Annotated in this window: 15 protein-coding genes; 10 read left to right on the top strand and 5 right to left on the bottom strand. The window is 67.1% G+C overall.

The window, feature by feature from the left end; genetic code table 11:
• Window position 1: 1 nt before the first annotated feature.
• Window positions 2-127, bottom strand: a complete 126-nt coding sequence (locus tag ACFPJ1_RS27065; protein WP_380108112.1) for a hypothetical protein — start codon at window positions 125-127, stop codon at window positions 2-4.
• A gap of 189 nt (window positions 128-316) precedes the next feature.
• Window positions 317-550, bottom strand: coding sequence for a DUF6458 family protein (locus ACFPJ1_RS27060; protein WP_380108110.1), 234 nt, complete (start codon window positions 548-550; stop codon window positions 317-319).
• Between the two features lie 413 nt (window positions 551-963).
• Here ACFPJ1_RS27060 and ACFPJ1_RS27055 point away from each other — a divergent pair, with 413 nt between their 5' ends.
• Window positions 964-1959, top strand: a complete 996-nt coding sequence (locus ACFPJ1_RS27055; RefSeq protein ID WP_380108109.1) for a TerC/Alx family metal homeostasis membrane protein — start codon at window positions 964-966, stop codon at window positions 1957-1959.
• Here the strand turns inward: ACFPJ1_RS27055 and ACFPJ1_RS27050 are convergent.
• Window positions 1956-3227 (bottom strand): MFS transporter, encoded by a 1272-nt coding sequence (locus tag ACFPJ1_RS27050; RefSeq protein WP_380108108.1) that lies wholly within the window; start codon window positions 3225-3227, stop codon window positions 1956-1958. The two genes, ACFPJ1_RS27055 and ACFPJ1_RS27050, sit on opposite strands and share 4 nt — an antisense overlap.
• A 318-nt stretch (window positions 3228-3545) precedes the next feature.
• Between ACFPJ1_RS27050 and ACFPJ1_RS27045 the strand changes: the two genes are divergently transcribed.
• Both ACFPJ1_RS27045 and ACFPJ1_RS27040 read left to right on the top strand, forming a co-directional pair.
• On the top strand, window positions 3546-3971 hold the full coding sequence (locus ACFPJ1_RS27045) for a hypothetical protein (protein WP_380108106.1): 426 nt from the start codon (window positions 3546-3548) through the stop codon (window positions 3969-3971).
• A 29-nt stretch (window positions 3972-4000) separates the two neighbouring features.
• Complete coding sequence (locus tag ACFPJ1_RS27040; protein ID WP_380108104.1) at window positions 4001-4579, top strand: GNAT family N-acetyltransferase; 579 nt, start codon at window positions 4001-4003, stop codon at window positions 4577-4579.
• Here ACFPJ1_RS27040 and ACFPJ1_RS27035 read toward each other — a convergent pair.
• The gene (locus tag ACFPJ1_RS27035; protein ID WP_380108103.1) at window positions 4576-5562 is read right to left on the bottom strand and encodes a LacI family DNA-binding transcriptional regulator; all 987 of its coding nucleotides are present in this window, start codon (window positions 5560-5562) and stop codon (window positions 4576-4578) included. The two genes, ACFPJ1_RS27040 and ACFPJ1_RS27035, sit on opposite strands and share 4 nt — an antisense overlap.
• 98 nt (window positions 5563-5660) lie before the next feature.
• Between ACFPJ1_RS27035 and ACFPJ1_RS27030 the strand changes: the two genes are divergently transcribed.
• The 7 genes from ACFPJ1_RS27030 to ACFPJ1_RS27000 all read left to right on the top strand — a co-directional run bounded on the left by ACFPJ1_RS27030 (window position 5661) and on the right by ACFPJ1_RS27000 (window position 15072).
• Window positions 5661-6401, top strand: a complete 741-nt coding sequence (locus tag ACFPJ1_RS27030) for a ThuA domain-containing protein (RefSeq protein ID WP_380108101.1) — start codon at window positions 5661-5663, stop codon at window positions 6399-6401.
• Window positions 6394-7437, top strand: coding sequence for a Gfo/Idh/MocA family protein (locus tag ACFPJ1_RS27025; RefSeq protein WP_380108099.1), 1044 nt, complete (start codon window positions 6394-6396; stop codon window positions 7435-7437). The genes ACFPJ1_RS27030 and ACFPJ1_RS27025 overlap by 8 nt, the downstream gene beginning before the upstream one ends.
• Window positions 7438-7831: 394 nt before the next feature.
• Window positions 7832-8830 (top strand): ABC transporter permease, encoded by a 999-nt coding sequence (locus ACFPJ1_RS27020; protein ID WP_380108097.1) that lies wholly within the window; start codon window positions 7832-7834, stop codon window positions 8828-8830.
• A gap of 34 nt (window positions 8831-8864) precedes the next feature.
• On the top strand, window positions 8865-9812 hold the full coding sequence (locus ACFPJ1_RS27015) for a carbohydrate ABC transporter permease (protein WP_380108095.1): 948 nt from the start codon (window positions 8865-8867) through the stop codon (window positions 9810-9812).
• 31 nt (window positions 9813-9843) lie between these two features.
• Entirely contained in the window at window positions 9844-11508 is a 1665-nt protein-coding gene (locus ACFPJ1_RS27010; RefSeq protein WP_380108093.1) for a type 2 periplasmic-binding domain-containing protein, read from the top strand.
• A gap of 99 nt (window positions 11509-11607) precedes the next feature.
• Entirely contained in the window at window positions 11608-13902 is a 2295-nt protein-coding gene (locus ACFPJ1_RS27005; RefSeq protein ID WP_380108091.1) for a glycoside hydrolase family 95 protein, read from the top strand.
• Window positions 13903-14049: 147 nt separating this feature from the next.
• Entirely contained in the window at window positions 14050-15072 is a 1023-nt protein-coding gene (locus ACFPJ1_RS27000) for an ABC transporter substrate-binding protein (RefSeq protein WP_380108089.1), read from the top strand.
• On the opposite strand, the gene ACFPJ1_RS26995 is transcribed toward ACFPJ1_RS27000, so the two are convergent.
• Complete coding sequence (locus tag ACFPJ1_RS26995) at window positions 15073-15687, bottom strand: hypothetical protein (protein WP_380108087.1); 615 nt, start codon at window positions 15685-15687, stop codon at window positions 15073-15075.
• Window positions 15688-15799 lie beyond the last annotated feature (112 nt).

Here is a 15799-nt window from a genome sequence, read left to right as displayed (position 1 = left end):
GTCAGACGACCTCCACCAGATCCGCATCGACGGTCTCGCCCCTGGGCGTCGCCCGCCGGTTGTAGAGCAGCCGGAGCACGTCGGGCCGCGAGTAGTGACCGACCGGCGGACGGCCACCACTCAGCAACCTGGTTGGTAGCTCCTGGCTTGGGCGTTGTCCTGCGGCGCGCCCCAGGGTCGAGCGTGGTTGATGAGTGCTGGCGGTCCGGGCTGACCACCAACCCCACCCCCGCCTAGGTGTGGCGGACAGCGACAGCTCGCCGAAACATCTGGCTGGGGTGACGTCGCCGACGTCCTGGCCGACTGCGGCTAGTTGTTACACGCGGGGGTCGCGGGGGGTGTGGCGTTCTTCTTCGATGACTGTGGTGTGGGTGCCGACGCTGCGGGAGCGCTGGCTGTTGAGCAGGAGCACCAGGATCAGACCCAGGGCGCCGGCTCCCATCAGGATGTAGCCGACCATGGTCAGGTCGATGCCGCTGATCCGGTCCGAGACCGCGAACGCGAGCACTCCGCCGACTGCGAGCAGGAAGATTCCCGCACCGATACCCATCGTGCCTCCTCAGGTTGTGGATCACGCCGTACCGGCGGGACCGGCCGGCGTCATCGGCACTCCGGGTGCCCGGACGACCGGCGGAGCAAACGGTCGTTGGAGCAACGGTCGGGGGAGCAGACGGTGGGGTCGGCCGGGGGAGCGAGCGAGCGGTGGGGGCTGGTGGTGGCGGCAGTATCCGGTATACCATCCATGACGAATGCAACGTGCTGTGACCCCGGGCACGGTCCTGATGGACTCGCACGGGTAGGATCGGCCCGTTTGTGGAGGGGAGTATTCCTTCGCGGCAGCGTCGTCATCACGGAAGACCCCCGGCCACGCCGGGACGGCGGTCGACCCGGTGCTGTCGGTCCGAGTCACTCGGGCGGAAGAGACCTCCGGACCCGCCCTTTGTCGTCGTCCGGAGGATCGTCATGGTCTCTGCTGTGCCCACCCACGTGTGGATCATCACCGTCATCGGTCTGCTCGCGATCGTCGCCTTCGACCTGATCGTGATCGCCCGCCGCAAACACACCGTGACGATCAAGGACGCCACCCGCTGGGTGCTGTTCTACGTCGGTCTGGCCGGGCTGTTCGCGGCCGTGCTGTTCCTGTTCAGTCCGGGCGGCGCCTCCGGGTCGGAGTTCGTGGCCGGCTACATCACGGAATACAGCCTCAGCGTCGACAACCTGTTCGTCTTCGTCATCATCATGGCCAGGTTCGCCGTTCCGTCGCTGGCCCAGGACAAGGTGCTCTACATCGGCATCGTCGTCTCGATGCTGCTGCGGGCGATCTTCATCCTGGCCGGTGCCGCCGCGATCGCCGCCGCGAGCTGGGTGTTCTACATCTTCGGCGCGTTCCTGGTCTACACCGCGGTCCGGCTGGCGCTCGAGGGTGAGAATGACGAGACCGACTTCCAGGAGAACGCTGTACTGCGCGGCATGCGCCGGGTCCTCCCGCTGCAGCACGACTACGACGGCGCCAAGCTGATCAGCAAGGTCGACGGCAAGCGGATGCTCACCCCGCTGGTGATCGTGATCGCGGCGATCGGGATGGCGAACGTGATCTTCGCGCTCGACTCGATCCCGGCGATCTTCGGCCTCACCCAGGACGCGTACGTGGTGTTGACCGCGAACGCGTTCGCCCTGATGGGTCTGCGCCAGCTGTACTTCCTGATCGGCGGCCTGCTCGAGCGGGTCATCTACCTGAACGTCGGCCTGTCGGTGATCCTGGCCTTCATCGGCGTCAAGCTGATCATCGAGGCGCTGCACGGCTCGCACATCGACGACATCGGCGCGATCCACCTGCCGCACATCGGCATCCTCACCTCGCTCGGCTTCATCGCCGGCACGCTGCTGGTGACGACGGTCGCAAGCCTGATCAAGTCCGGCTACGACCGCCGTCGCGTCAGCACCGACGAGTCGGTCTAAGCCGCTGTCGCCTCCGGTTCGGCCGGTACTTCGGTACGCCGGTCCGGCCGCAACCGCAGGTAGAGCAGCGGGATCGGCGTGAGGATCAACCCCGACACCACCAGCGCAGTACGCAGGGAGGTCCGGCCGGCCAGGGCTCCCAGAGGTGGTCCGCCGACCACCTGGCCGATGGCGTTCGACTGGGACACCATCGAGATCACCGTCGCGCGCGAGCGGGAATCGACGTTGCGGTTCAGCCAGGCGGACTCGACCGGATAGGCGATGGTGCCTGCCACGGTGCCAATCCACATCGCCGCCAGTGCGAGCCAGAGGTGACCCGCCAGCGCGAACCCGATCACGCCTGCCAGTTGGATGCCGGCCAGCAGCGCCAGCAGTCCATTCGGGTGCAACGAGTTGACCCGATCGGCCGACACCTTGTTGACCACCAGCGAGGCGGCCAGCGCCAGGAACGTGCCGATCAGCGAGAGAGCCGCGAACCAGACCGCCGGGTCCGAAGTACCGAACAGGCTGGGGAAGCTGAAGTCGTTGAGGATCTTCACCGACCACAGCCGGTCGAACGCCTCGCTGGACAGCCCGGAGATCAGGCTGATCAGCACCAGCGTGCGGACCACGGGACGCCGGCGCGCGACCGCGAGTCCGTGCTTGAAGGTGTCGCCCAGCTGCCGGAAGGTCTCGCGCTCGGCCTTCGGTGTCGGGTGGAAGTTCTCCTCCCGCATGAAGATCGCCAGGCCGATGGCCAGCAGCACCATGCCCGCTCCCGACAGGACCATCGGCAGCGGCAGGCTGAGTAGACCAAGCGCGCCGGCCGAGACCGTGCCCGCGATCTTGGCGGTCAGGTTGACCTGCTGCTCGCGGACGAACACCCGGCCGACCCGGTCCTCGCCGATCTCGTCGGTGATCCAGGCCTGGTCGGCGCCGGAGGTGAAGGTGTAGCCGATACCCCAGAGCACCTGGGCGGCCAGGATCGCGATGAACGCCGGCACCAGCCCCTGCAGCAGGAAGCCGGCACCGATCAGGGTGAAGCCGATGATGATCGACAACCGGCGGCTGTACAGGTCGGCAACGATTCCGGTCGGGACCTCGAAGAGGAAGCAGGCCACCTCCAGGGTGGTCCCGACCAGGACCATCTGGAGCGGGCTGAGGCCCACGTCCTTGACGTAGTAGACCATGCTGAGCGTGAAGGTCAGCGCGGACAGGAAAGACCAGACGCCGTTGAAGGCGTAGTAGGTGCGGACCGGATCAGCGGCCCGGTAGGCAGGAAGAGACATCGTCGGGAGCTCCTGGAAGCATCACGTGTGCGGACATGACGAAGCGCGACCGTTCGACTCGCGACGGTCAGGCGCCGGACGTGACGCACGACGGCACAGCTCAGGATGGCGCCGCTCCAGGAGGTGGAGACGGGCGCCGGCCGGTGATGGCGGTGGTGCGCTTTCAGGAGCGACGTTGCATGTGCGCGATGGTAAGTCAGACCCGCCCTTCTCCGCCTCCGAATTACCCGCTTGAGCAGCCCTCGCAGGGGTACCATCGGAAATAGCCCGGCCCGGCCGTTCCCCCGTGATGGTCGGGTCGGGTCTTTCTGTCAGCGGGTGTGTAGAGATCCGCCCGCGAGCTTCGTCGTCTCAGCGACCGCGGCCGCGCGCCGGATGATCGCGCAGGGCCAGGGCGTGATCCTGATGTTGTCGGCGTCCTCGGCGCGGGAGTCCGGCTTCGAGATGGGCGGCTTCAGCCTGGCCTGCGCGTCGATCGAGTGCCTGACCCGTACGTTGGCCGGCGCGATCGGCCGGTACGGCGGCCGCGTCGTCGCCCTCCGCCCTAACTTCACGCCGGAAACCCATCCGGAGTGGGTGAATCTCGAAGACGACAGCCTGAAGTCCGTTGCTGCGAACAACCTTCTCGAGCTGCCGCAGACCATCGTGCACGGCGTCTTCCGGGTCAACATGGTGATGGCCGAGCTCTGGACCGGCAGCCGTACCGGCTCGTTCGACCTGCCCATGAACGCCGGCTCGGCCTGACTGGATCGCCGAAACCCTAGGATCAGCACATGCCTGTCCTCGTTGATCCGGCGTTGTCCAAGGGAACTCTGCAAACACTCGGCCAGCCTCGGTTGGAAGCCGTCGAGCTCGTACTGCGCCCGTGGCGGGCGAGCGACGCCGGCGCAGTACGGACCGCATTCGAGGATCCGGAGATCCAGCGCTGGCACGTTCGCCGCCTGGACAGCCTCGACGAAGCCCAGGAGTGGACCGGGCAATGGAAGCAGCGGTGGGATGACGAGAGCGCGGCCAGCTGGGCAGTCGTCGACGATGCAGACGAACCGCTGGGCCAGGTCGGCTTGCGCAACATCTCACTGGCCGAGGCATCGGCCAGCCTGTCCTACTGGGTGACGCCGAGCGCCCGCGGTAAAGCCACCGCGGCGAGGGCGGTGGATGTCTTGTCCGCCTGGGCTTTCGGCGTGATCGGCTTCAACCGCCTCGACATCCACCACTCGACCGCCAACACGGCGTCCTGCCGCGTCGCCGAGCGCACCGGCTACAGGCACGAGGGCACGCTGCGGCAGGCGATCAAGCACGCCGACGGCTGGCACGACTGGCACCTCCACGGCCGCCTCCGCACGGACACCTAAGCCCGACCAGTCGAACCGCCCGGCTCCAGAGTGCAGGGGAGGAGCTGAGGCGGCGGCATCAGCTCGGGATCCTCCAGCCGATCGATCAGTGCGTCGACCCCGAGCGCGCCGAGCGTGGCACCAGGCGACCGCATGATCGTCAACGGCGGATCGGCGATGGCCGCCATGTCAGGCGAAGTGAACGACACGATCGAAACCTCACCCGGTACTGCGACACCGCGGCTCGCCAGCTCGGACAGCAACCCGAACCCGGCGAACTCGTTCATCACCACCACCGCGGTGCTCCCCTCCAACCGCGGTACGAGCGAACGCCCGCCCACCACACTCGCCTCACACTCCAGCAGCAGCGGCCGCAACCCCCGCTCACCGCACAGCCGCCGGTACGCCGCCGCAGACCGCACCTTCGGCCCGTACTCCGGGAGCGCGTGGCCGGCGCTGACCAGCGCGATCTCCCGGTGGCCGAGCTCCTGCAGATGGTCCAGCGCGATCGCCATGCTCTGGTCGAAGTCGATGTCGACGTGGATCAGCCCGGCCGGATCCGCAGTACGCCCGATCAGTGCGAACGGGGTACCGGAGCCGGTCAGGGCTTCCACTCGCGCGTCCTCGAGCAGCACCTCCATCAGCACCACTCCGTCGACCAGACCTTGGCTGAGGAGCTCGCGGATCTCGTCGCCGTCGGTGTCCACCGGCCAGAGCACCAGGTGGTATCCCCGCGCCCGGGCGGCCCGCGCCGCGCTGGTGACGAAGTCCGTCGTCGTACTCCCGAGCCGCTGCTCCAGGGTCGGGTGGGCGAGGGCGAGGATCCGGGTCCGGCGTGACGCCAGCGCCCGGGCGAGCACGTTGCGGCGGTAGCCGAGATCGGCCATCGCCGCCTCGACGCGATCCCGGGTCGCGGGGGTGACCGGCTTGGTCCCGTTCAGCACGAAGGAGACCGTCGCGATCGACACCCCCGCGCGCTCGGCGACATCCCGGACCGTGGCCACCCGCAGTACTCCCTGAGTCTTGACATGGGCGCCGCTCGCGCGGCTAGGCTCAGGTTAACCGCTTTACCGCCCAAATCGACGCGATCGAACGGACATTCATGGCAGACACCCCGCGCGTTCTCGTCTGGGGCGAGAACCGGCACGAGCACCGCGACCAGCGGGTCGCCAAGCTCTACCCGCACGGCATGCACACCACGATCAAGGAAGGCATCGAGGAGAACCTCGGCGACCGGTTCACGGTCGGGACGACCACCCTGGACGAGCCCGAGCACGGGCTGACCGACGAGGTGCTCGCGAGCACCGACGTCCTGGTCTGGTGGGGGCACATGGCGCACGAGGAGGTGTCCGACGAGGTGGTCGAGCGGGTCCAGCGGCACGTGCTGGCCGGTCTCGGGCTGGTCGTGCTGCACTCCGGCCACTGGTCGAGGATCTTCCGCACGCTGATGGGCACCAGTTGCACGCTGCGGTGGCGCAACGAGCGCGACCGCGAGTTGGTCTGGACCGTCGACCCGACCCATCCGATCGCGCAGGGCGTCCCGCAGCCGATCGAGATCGAGGCCCAGGAGATGTACGGCGAGTTCTTCGACATCCCGGTCCCCGACGAACTCGTGTTCGTCAGCAACTTCAGCGGCGGCGAGGTGTTCCGCAGCGGCTGCACCTTCCGCCGCGGCCACGGCCGGATCTTCTACTTCTCGCCGGGTGACCAGGACTACCCGGTCTACCACCACAAGGACGTCCGCAAGGTGATCGCGAACGGGGTCGCCTGGGCGGTCACCGATCGGCCCGAGCGAAAGGCTCCGACGCTCGAGCGGCACGCGGTGGGGGACTTCAGTGTCTGAGCCGCGGGGGAGGAAGCAGAAGAAGGCGGCCGCGCCGCTGCGGATCATCCAGGTCGGCGCGGGCGCGATGGGACACACCTGGTTGCACACGCTCGGCCGATCCCCGGACACCGAACTCGTCGGCCTGGTCGACCTGGACCTGGAGCTCGCCCGGCGCGTCAGCGAGGAGGAACTCGCCGCGGTCGTCCCGGTCGCGAGGTCGCTGACCGAGCTGGTCGAGCTCGTCGGTGCGGATGCGGTCGTCAACGTGACCGTGCCGGCCGCCCACAACCCGGTGAACGAGGAAGCGCTCCGGGCCGGGCTGCCGGTGCTCTGCGAGAAGCCGATCTCGCCGACGGTCGCCGAGGCCCAGCGGATCGCGGAGGTCGCGAAGGAGACCGGCAGGCTCCTGATGATCAGCCAGTCCCGGCGCTACCTCAACCAGTTCACCGCCCTGCGGGAAGCGGTCGCCGAGCTCGGATCGATCGCGACCGTCTCCTGCGAGTTCGCCCGGGCCCCGCACTTCGGCGGCTTCCGCGAGCAGATGCCGTACCCGCTGCTCGTCGACATGGCGATCCACCAGTTCGACTCCGCCCGCGCGCTGCTCGGCGAGGACCCGGTCTCCGTGTACTGCGAGTCGTACAACCCGGACTGGAGCTGGTTCGCCGGCGATGCCGCGGCGACGGCGATCTTCGAGTTCCCGGGCGGCGCCCGGTTCGTGTTCAACGGGAGCTGGTGCAACCCCGGCCAGGAGACCTCGTGGAACAGTCGCTGGCGGGTGGCCGGTGAGCTCGGTACGGCGACCTGGGACGGCGACAACGCCCCACTCGCGGGGGATCCGCCACGGGAGGTCCCCGTCGACGACGATCCCGAGCAGACGGATGGCTCGCTCGCCGAATTCGTCCGTTGCGTGCGAACTGGTGAGCCTTCCACGACTGCCGCGCACAGTAACGTGCAGAGCCTCGCGATGGTCGAGGCCGCGGTGCGATCCGCCACCGAAAAGCGGCGCGTCACGCTTGCCGAAATAGTCGGTGTCATCTCATCATCCAAGTCTTGACATGATGAGCCGGTGGCAGTTGACTGCCATATAGTTCACAAAGGAAATAAATTCGGGCACCAGTCCGGAGTCGCGGCTCAGAGTGACTCCGGCTGGCGCTGACGACCGCCCAGGTCCCGTGGTGTGCCACGGGATCTTTCGGCGTTTGTTGCCCTGGGCAAATGCGCGGATCGCGTTGTGGTGCAGGCCGGAAGGCCGCTCGGTCAAGGTCCGATATCGACCGTGATGGTGCCTCTTCCGCCCGGCCGGGTTCTGTGTCATCCTCCCGGTGGAGGAAGCCGAGATCCTATCGGATATCGGTTTGGCTCCAGGAAGTGACAACTCGTCACAGCATGTGCACGACACCTGACCAGGCGGTGAGGTGAGTGCGGATTTGTACCGAAGGGATGCAGGTGTGAGCGGAACGATCGAGGTGAAACCGGCGCCACCCGCGCCGGTGGTGAAGCAGGCGGTGGCATCCACCCGGATCCGGCGGCCGAGCCGCTGGACCGAGGCCCGGCGCAGCTTCCGCCGGCACTGGCAGCTCTACCTGCTGATCATCATCCCGCTCGCGTACTTCGTCATCTTCAAGTACATCCCGATCTCCAACGCGGTGATCGCGTTCAAGAACTACAGCCCGATCAAGGGTCCGTGGGGCAGCGACTGGGTCGGCTTCAAGAACTTCGAGCTCTTCTTCCAGAACCCGGTGTTCTGGACGCTGGTGAAGAACACCTTCCTGCTCGCGGCGTACACGGTGCTGGCCAGCTTCCCGATCCCGATCATCCTGGCGGTCGCGCTGAACGAGATCCGGCAGGGCTTCTTCAAGAAGACCGTCCAGCTGGTCACCTACGCGCCGTACTTCATCTCCACCGTGGTGGTCGTCTCGATGACGATCCTGGTGCTGTCGCCGCGGATCGGGTTCGTGGACGACGCGATCGGGTTGTTCGGCATCCCCTCGATCGACTTCCTGGGCGATCCGAACTACTTCCGCCATATCTACGTCTGGTCCGACGTCTGGCAGACCACCGGGTACTCCGCGGTCATCTACCTGGCCGCGCTGGCCGGCATCGACCCGGCGCTGCACGAGTCGGCCAAGATCGACGGAGCCAGCCGGATCCGCCGGATCATGCACGTGGACCTGCCCGGCATCATGCCGACCGCGGTGATCATCCTGGTGCTCGGCGTCGGCAACATCATGTCGATCGGGTTCGAGAAGGCCTTCCTGCTGCAGAACCCGCTGAACCTGGCGCAGTCGGAGATCATCGCCACCTACGTCTACAAGACCGGCCTGCTCAACGCGGACTTCAGCATGGCCACCGCGGTCGGCCTGTTCAACTCGGTGATCAACCTCTTCCTGCTGCTCGGCGTGAACTTCGCCGCCAAGCGGATCACCGGGAACGGACTGTGGTCATGACCGCGAGCTCGAGCTATCTGTCGGAGGAGAACCGATGAGCGTCACCCTGCAGCCGTTCAAGGCGCGGCTGAACAAGCCCGGTGCGCAGGTGGAGAAGTCCACCATCGCCGAGACCCGGACCGACCGGATCTTCCTGATCGGCATCAAGATCATGCTGACGCTCGCGCTGATCGCGGTACTGATCCCGCTGATCTACGTGGTCGCCAACTCCTTCAGCAGCGCGAGCGCGGTCAGCGGCGGCCGGGTGTTCCTCTGGCCGGTCGAGCCCAGCCTGCGCGCGTACCGCGAGGCGCTCAGCGATCCGCAGATCCTGAAGGGCTACTACAACTCGCTGATCTACGCCATCGGCGGGACGTTCATCAGTGTCACCCTGACGATCGCGATCGCCTACCCGCTCTCGCGCAAGACGTTCTTCGGCCGCAACGTGATCATGAGCGTGCTGCTGTTCACCATGCTGTTCTCCGGCGGCCTGATCCCGACGTACCTGGTGGTCCAGGACCTCGGCCTGCTGAACACCCGCTGGGCGATGGTGATCCCGAGCGCGATCGGCGTCTGGCAGGTCATCATCGCGCGCACCTTCTTCCGCAGCACGATTCCCGACGACCTCTACGAGGCGGCGGTGCTGGACGGGGCGAGCGACCTGCGCTTCCTCTGGTCGGTGGTGCTGCCGCTGTCCAAGCCGGTGATCGCCGTCATCGCGCTGATGTACGCGATCTTCCAGTGGAACACCTACTTCGACGCCCTGGTCTACCTGAAGGACCCGGGCCTGTATCCGCTCCAGATCGTGCTGCGGAACATCCTCATCCTGAACTCCACCACAGGATCCGCCTCCGACGTCGCCCAGCAGCTCGAACGGCAGCAGCTGGCGAACGTGCTCAAGTACGCGCTGATCGTCGTCTCGAGTCTGCCCGTACTGATCATCTACCCGTTCATCGCCCGTCACTTCACCAAGGGCGTCATGGTCGGCGCTGTCAAGGGTTAGTAAGTAAGTTCCAGAAGGGAAACAGGGAAAAATGCGCTCAACCAAGAGCAGGGTGGTGGCCGCACTGGTGGCAGCCACCGCGCTGGCTGTCGCGGGCTGTAGCTCCGACAAGTCCGATGACGGTGCGACGAACGAGGTGAGCTCTGACGGCAAGGTGGTCATCGACACCTTCTCGCCGCAGGGCCCGGACGACAAGCTGGACTCCAACGCGGTCACCAAGATCATGAGCGACAAGTTCAAGATCCAGTTCCGCTGGCAGACCACGACGTACGACGGCGGGCCGGCCAAGGAGAAGCGGCAGATCGCGCTTGCCAGTGGCGACTACCCGGACCTCTTCATGCTGATCCCGTGGGTCGACGGGTTCACCCAGGCGGAGGTGCTCAAGCTCGGCACCCAGGGCGTCGCCCTGCCGCTCGAGGACCTGATCAAGGACAACGCGCCGAACATCCAGAAGGCGCTGGACTCCAACAAGACCTTCAAGGAGATGTCGACCGCTCCCGACGGTCACATCTACGCCCTGCCGCAGTGGTCGGACTGCTTCCACTGCACCTACCCGGACAAGCTGTGGATCAACAGCACCTGGCTGAAGAAGCTCGGTCTGCAGATGCCGAAGACGACCGAGGAACTGCGCACCGTGCTGCAGGCCTTCAAGACGAAGGACCCGAACGGCAACGGCAAGGCCGACGAGATCCCGATGACCACCGACCCGCAGGACAGCAGCCTGATCGCGTACCTGATGAACGCGTTCGCCCACGACCCGGTCGGCGCCAACAACGGGGTCCGCTCGCTGATCACGCTGGACGGCGACAAGGTCGTCACCCCGGTGAGCAAGCCGGAGTTCAAGGAGGGCCTGAAGTACATCAACTCGCTCTTCAAGGAGGGTCTGATCGACCAGGCCGCCTTCACCCAGAACGCGCAGGCGCTGCAGGCCCAGGGCAACAACCCGAAGGCCGTCACGCTCGGCTCGGTGCCGGTGCTGTGGCCGGGCATCTTCGTCCAGCTCGGTTCCAAGGACGGTCGCGACAAGCAGTACGACGCGGTGCCGCCGCTGACCGGTCCCGAGGGCAAGAACTACACCGGCTACAACTACCCGAGCTCGACCGGCTACACCTTCATGCTGACCAACAAGGCCAGCAAGGAGGCGCAGGTCGCCGCGGTCAAGATGCTCGACTACATCTACAGCGACGAGGGCCGCGAGGTCAGCCTGATGGGCCCGGAGGGCGTGGGCTGGCGCAAGCCGCAGGCCGGCGACGTCGCGCTGGAGGGTGAGCCGGGCTGGTACCGGTTCTCCGGTGACAAGGCGAAGAAGAACATCGCCTGGGACGCGATGGCGCAGTACAACATCACCCTGGCGTTCCGGAACGCGCAGGTCGTGCCGAAGGACATCTACAGCTCCGATGGTCTCGAGCGGCGGCTGTTCCAGGCGACCAAGCAGTACGAGGGTCACGAGGACAAGGCGCAGTGGTTCCCGGGCACGTCGGTCTGGCCGGACCCGAGCCTCGGCTCCGAGCTGGCCACGCTGCAGACGAACCTGAACAGCTACGTCTCGCAGAACCAGCTGGCCTTCATCACCGGCACGAAGAACATCGACACCGGGTGGGACGCCTTCGTCAAGGGTCTCGACTCGACCGGGATGAAGCGGTACCTGGAGATCCAGCAGCAGGCGTACGACAAGTACAAGTCCGGCAACAAGTAACCCGTCGGCCGTCCCCTCCGGCCGCACCCTCCCCGGCCGCGCCGGGAGCCACCGTCCTGGCTCCTGGCGCGGCCGCCACTTCGTGAAGGAAGCGCCCGCATGTCGCACGAACTGTGGTTCCGTACCCCTGCCGCCGACTGGTTCGGGGCGCTTCCGGTGGGCAACGGCCACCTCGGCGCGAAGGTCTTCGGCCGGGTCTCCGACGAGCGGATCGCGCTGAACCTCGACGACGTCTGGTCGGGCGACGGTCCCCGCACCCTGGAGGTGCTGGACGGCCCGCAGGTATTGGCCGACGTCCGTCGGCTGTTGCTGGAGGAAGGCGACCAGCTGGCCGCTACCGAGCGCACCCGCGCTCTGCAGGGACCTCTGGTCGAGTCCTACCAGCCGCTCGGGGACTTGCTGATCACGTCTGGCGACACTGCGGAGAACTACCGTCGCAGCCTCGACCTGCGGACGGGCATCGTCTCGATCGACTACACCAGTGCGGGCGTGCGCTACCACCGCGAGACCTATGTCTCGACGCCTGACCAGGTGATGGTGTGGACTCTGACCGCCGACGCTCCGGGAGCCGTCGACGTACGGGTCGCGCTCTCCAGTGAGCATCCCGTCGAGGACTCGGTCGTCGACGCTACGACGGTGGCTGTGGCGGGCCGCGCCCCTTCGGACCTGACGATCGAGTACCGGACCAGCCCGGACCCGATCCAGTACCGCGAGGGTCACGGCATCGGCTTCGGCGTCGTACTGCGGGCCTTCGCCACTGGGGGCATCGTCCAGACCTCCGGGCCCGGGATCACCGTGGAGGGGGCGGACTCGCTCACCCTGGTGTTGTCGGCGGCAAGCACTTTCGCCGGCTGGTCCGTGAAGCCTGGCGCGGATCCGTCGATCGCCCTGGCCGACGCTGTCCGGCTGGTGGATGCCGTTGCCCTGGACAAGGTTCGGCAGCGTCATCTCGACGACCACACGACTCTCTACGACCGCGCCGAGCTGGCTCTCGGGACGCCGGTCGACCTGCCGACCGACGAGCGGATCCGGGCGGTCGGTGCCGGAGGCAACGACCCGGACCTGGCCGCGCTGGTGTTCGGCTTCGGGCGCTACCTGCTGATGGCGTCGTCCCGCCCGGGCACCCAGGCGGCCAACCTGCAAGGGATCTGGAACCAGGACCGCCGCCCGATGTGGGCGAGTGACTGGACCAACAACATCAACACCCAGATGAACTACTGGCTCGCCGACGTCACCGGACTGCGCGAGTGCTTCGAACCGCTCGTCGGCCTGCTCGAAGGTCTGGCCGAGTCCGGCGCGGAGACCGCTCGCATCCTGTACGACGCGCCGGGCTGGGTCTCGCACCACAACTCGGACATCTGGCGAGCCAGTTGGCCCGTGGGCGAAGGTGGCGACGACCCGGTCTGGGCGATGGCGGCGACGTGCGGGATCTGGCTGTCGGCGCACCTGATGGAGCACTACAGGTTCCACCCGGACCTGGAGTACCTGCGGGACAGGGCCTATCCGGTGCTCGCCGGTGCGGCGGAGTTCGCGCTGGCGATGCTGGTGGAGGACCGGGATGGGCGGCTGCAGTTCATCCCGTCCACCGCTCCCGAGCATCACTTCATCCTGCCCTCAGGTGCGAAGGCGTCGGTCGACCTGACCACGACGTACGACCTCTGGGTGCTGCGTGAGCTGTTCGGGAACGTCCTGGAGGCCGAGGAGGCGCTCGGGTTGTCGACCGACCTGGCCTCGCGGATTCGCAACGCTGTCGGGAGGTTGCCGGAGGTCCCGATCGCGACGGACGGACGGTTGATGGAGTGGCCGACCGATTGGGAGCCCTCAGAGCCGGATCACCGCCACCAGTCCCACCTCTACGGTCTCTACCCAGGCGCGGAGATCGACCCGGCCCGTACTGCGGACTGGGCGGCCGCCGCGCGCGCCTCACTCGCAGTACGGACGTCGACGGGTGATCCGGGTGGGTGGACCAGCGCATGGTGGATCGCGTTGTGGGCGCGGCTGGGGGAGTCCGAGAAGGCAGCGTGGGTGGTCCGCAACTACCTGAGCAAGCTGGCGTCGGAGAACCTGTTGTACCGCACCGGCGACATCTTCCAGATCGACGCCAACCTCGGCATGACCGGCGGTATGGCCGAACTCCTGATCCAGAGCCACACAGACGTCATCCGCCTCCTCCCCGCGCTTCCCGCCGAGTGGCCGGACGGCTCGTACCACGGTCTTCGGGCTCGGGGCGGGCTCTCCTTCGACGTCACCTGGTCAGCGGGCACCCTCACCACCGCCACAGTCACGGCAGACCACGCGGGCACCTTCGCCATCAGCGGACCCAACGGTCAGGCGTTCTCGGTCAGCCTGGAGGCAGGGGAGACGCGCGACCTGACCAGCGAGCTCGGCGGCTAGCGTCGGCCGGCCGCGGCGGCCGCCTGTCCGCTTCTCATGGTGCCCGCGGTAAACCTGTACAGGAGTACGGAATGCGAGACCGGTTAGGTATGCCTACCCAAAGTTGTTGTAATCTCAATCATCGATCTACGAGAGGGAATGATTGTGATGGGATCGGCTCGCCGGCTGCTCGCGGGCGCGGTGATGATGACCGTCCTGCTCGCGGGGTGCGGCAGCAACGACGACAACAAGTCCGCCGACACGGGAGTGGGTGACACCGAGGTGGCCACCGGCGGCCGGTTGTTCTCGACCGCGGACGAGGCGACCGCGAAGCTTGGGTCGGACGCGAGCCCGGGGGCGTTCCCGCGCACGGTGAAGCACGCGCTCGGCGAGACCAAGCTCGAGAAGAAGCCCGAGCGGATCGTGGTGCTCGACAGCGGTGAGCTCGACGGCGTGCTGGCGCTCGGCATCACTCCGGTCGGGATGGCCACCACCGCCGGGCAGAACGGCGTACCGAGCTACCTGTCCGACAAGGCCAAGGACATCAAGACGGTCGGCGGGATCAGCGAGCTGAACCTCGAGGCGATCGCGGCGCTGAAGCCCGACCTGATCCTCGGCAGCAAGCTGCGCGCCAATGACCTGTACGACAAGCTGAGCGCGATCGCGCCGACGGTGATGAGCATCCGGCCCGGGTTCCCGTGGAAGGAGGACTTCCTGCTGCTGGCGGACTCCCTCGGCGAGGAGAACAAGGCGACCCAGCTGCTGAACGACTACCAGAAGCGCGCCGACGAGGTGAAGAGCAAGGTCACCGGATCGCCGACGATCTCGCTGGTCCGGTTCCGCCCGGGCGAGATCCGGCTGTACGGCAACCTGTCCTTCATCGGCGTCATCCTCGAGGACATCGGGCTGCCGCGGCCGAAGATCCAGGACGTGCAGGACCTGGCCGTCGAGGTCTCGCAGGAGAACATCAGCAAGGCGGACGGCGACTGGATCTTCTACTCCAGCTACGGCAAGCCGGAGACGACCGCCGAGAACACCGTGGTCAACGGCACCCTGTGGAAGGCGTTGCCCGCGGTCAAGGCCGGCAAGGTCGCCCGGGTGAACGACGAGGTCTGGTTCCTCGGCCTCGGCCCGATCGGCGCGATGGCCACGCTGAACGACCTGGAGAGGCTCCTCGGCGCCAACGGCTGATCAGTCCGGGACGCGCCCCCGGTCGGTGACGGGGATGTGGGGCGCGTGCCGGCGGACGGCCTCGACCAGGTCCTCGAAGGGCAACGGGCGGCCGAGGAGCTCCGTCGTACCGGGCCAGCGCCGCGACGGCCCCCACGACTTCGAGCTGCGCGCCAGCTCCGTCTCCGGATGCTTGAGCACGACGAGATGCGGGAACCAGCTCTCGCCGTCCTCGGTGTTGGCGTCGCAGCGCTCGACCCGGCAGATGCCGTGTACCTCGGTCCACGGCAAGGTCTGCGGCTGCTCGCCGCCGAGGTAGACGCCGTCCTGGTCGATCGCCAGGGCGACGAGTTCGGCGTCGGCCTCCCGCCGTGACTCGGCGGTAGTGACCACGCCGACCAGGATGAGTACCGGCAACCCGACCGCGAAGATCAACGGCATCCCGGACCAGGACAGCCAGACGGCCTCCAGTGGTCCGCGGACCGGCTCGTCCTTGACCAGCGCGACCACCACGCAGACCAGCGTGAGCATCACCATCAGCGCGAAGACCAGCCCACCGAGGTACAGGATCGACGTGGTGGTCTCGAACCGCCGCTTCCGTACGACGAACGGCTCCGCGGTTGTTGTGTCCGGCATGTTCCGCATTGTCGGCGTGGACGGGGTCCGGCACCAGGTTTCAGGAGTACTCCGGCCGGGTTGCCGGAAGTTCTCCGGTCCGAACGGTAACGCCGAACCCCTGCACGGGGAT

Source organism: Kribbella qitaiheensis, from assembly GCF_042657745.1.
In the GTDB taxonomy this organism is placed as follows: domain Bacteria; phylum Actinomycetota; class Actinomycetes; order Propionibacteriales; family Kribbellaceae; genus Kribbella; species Kribbella qitaiheensis.
Note: the sequence above shows the minus strand (reverse complement) of the source record. Positions and strands in the feature narration are given on the sequence as shown.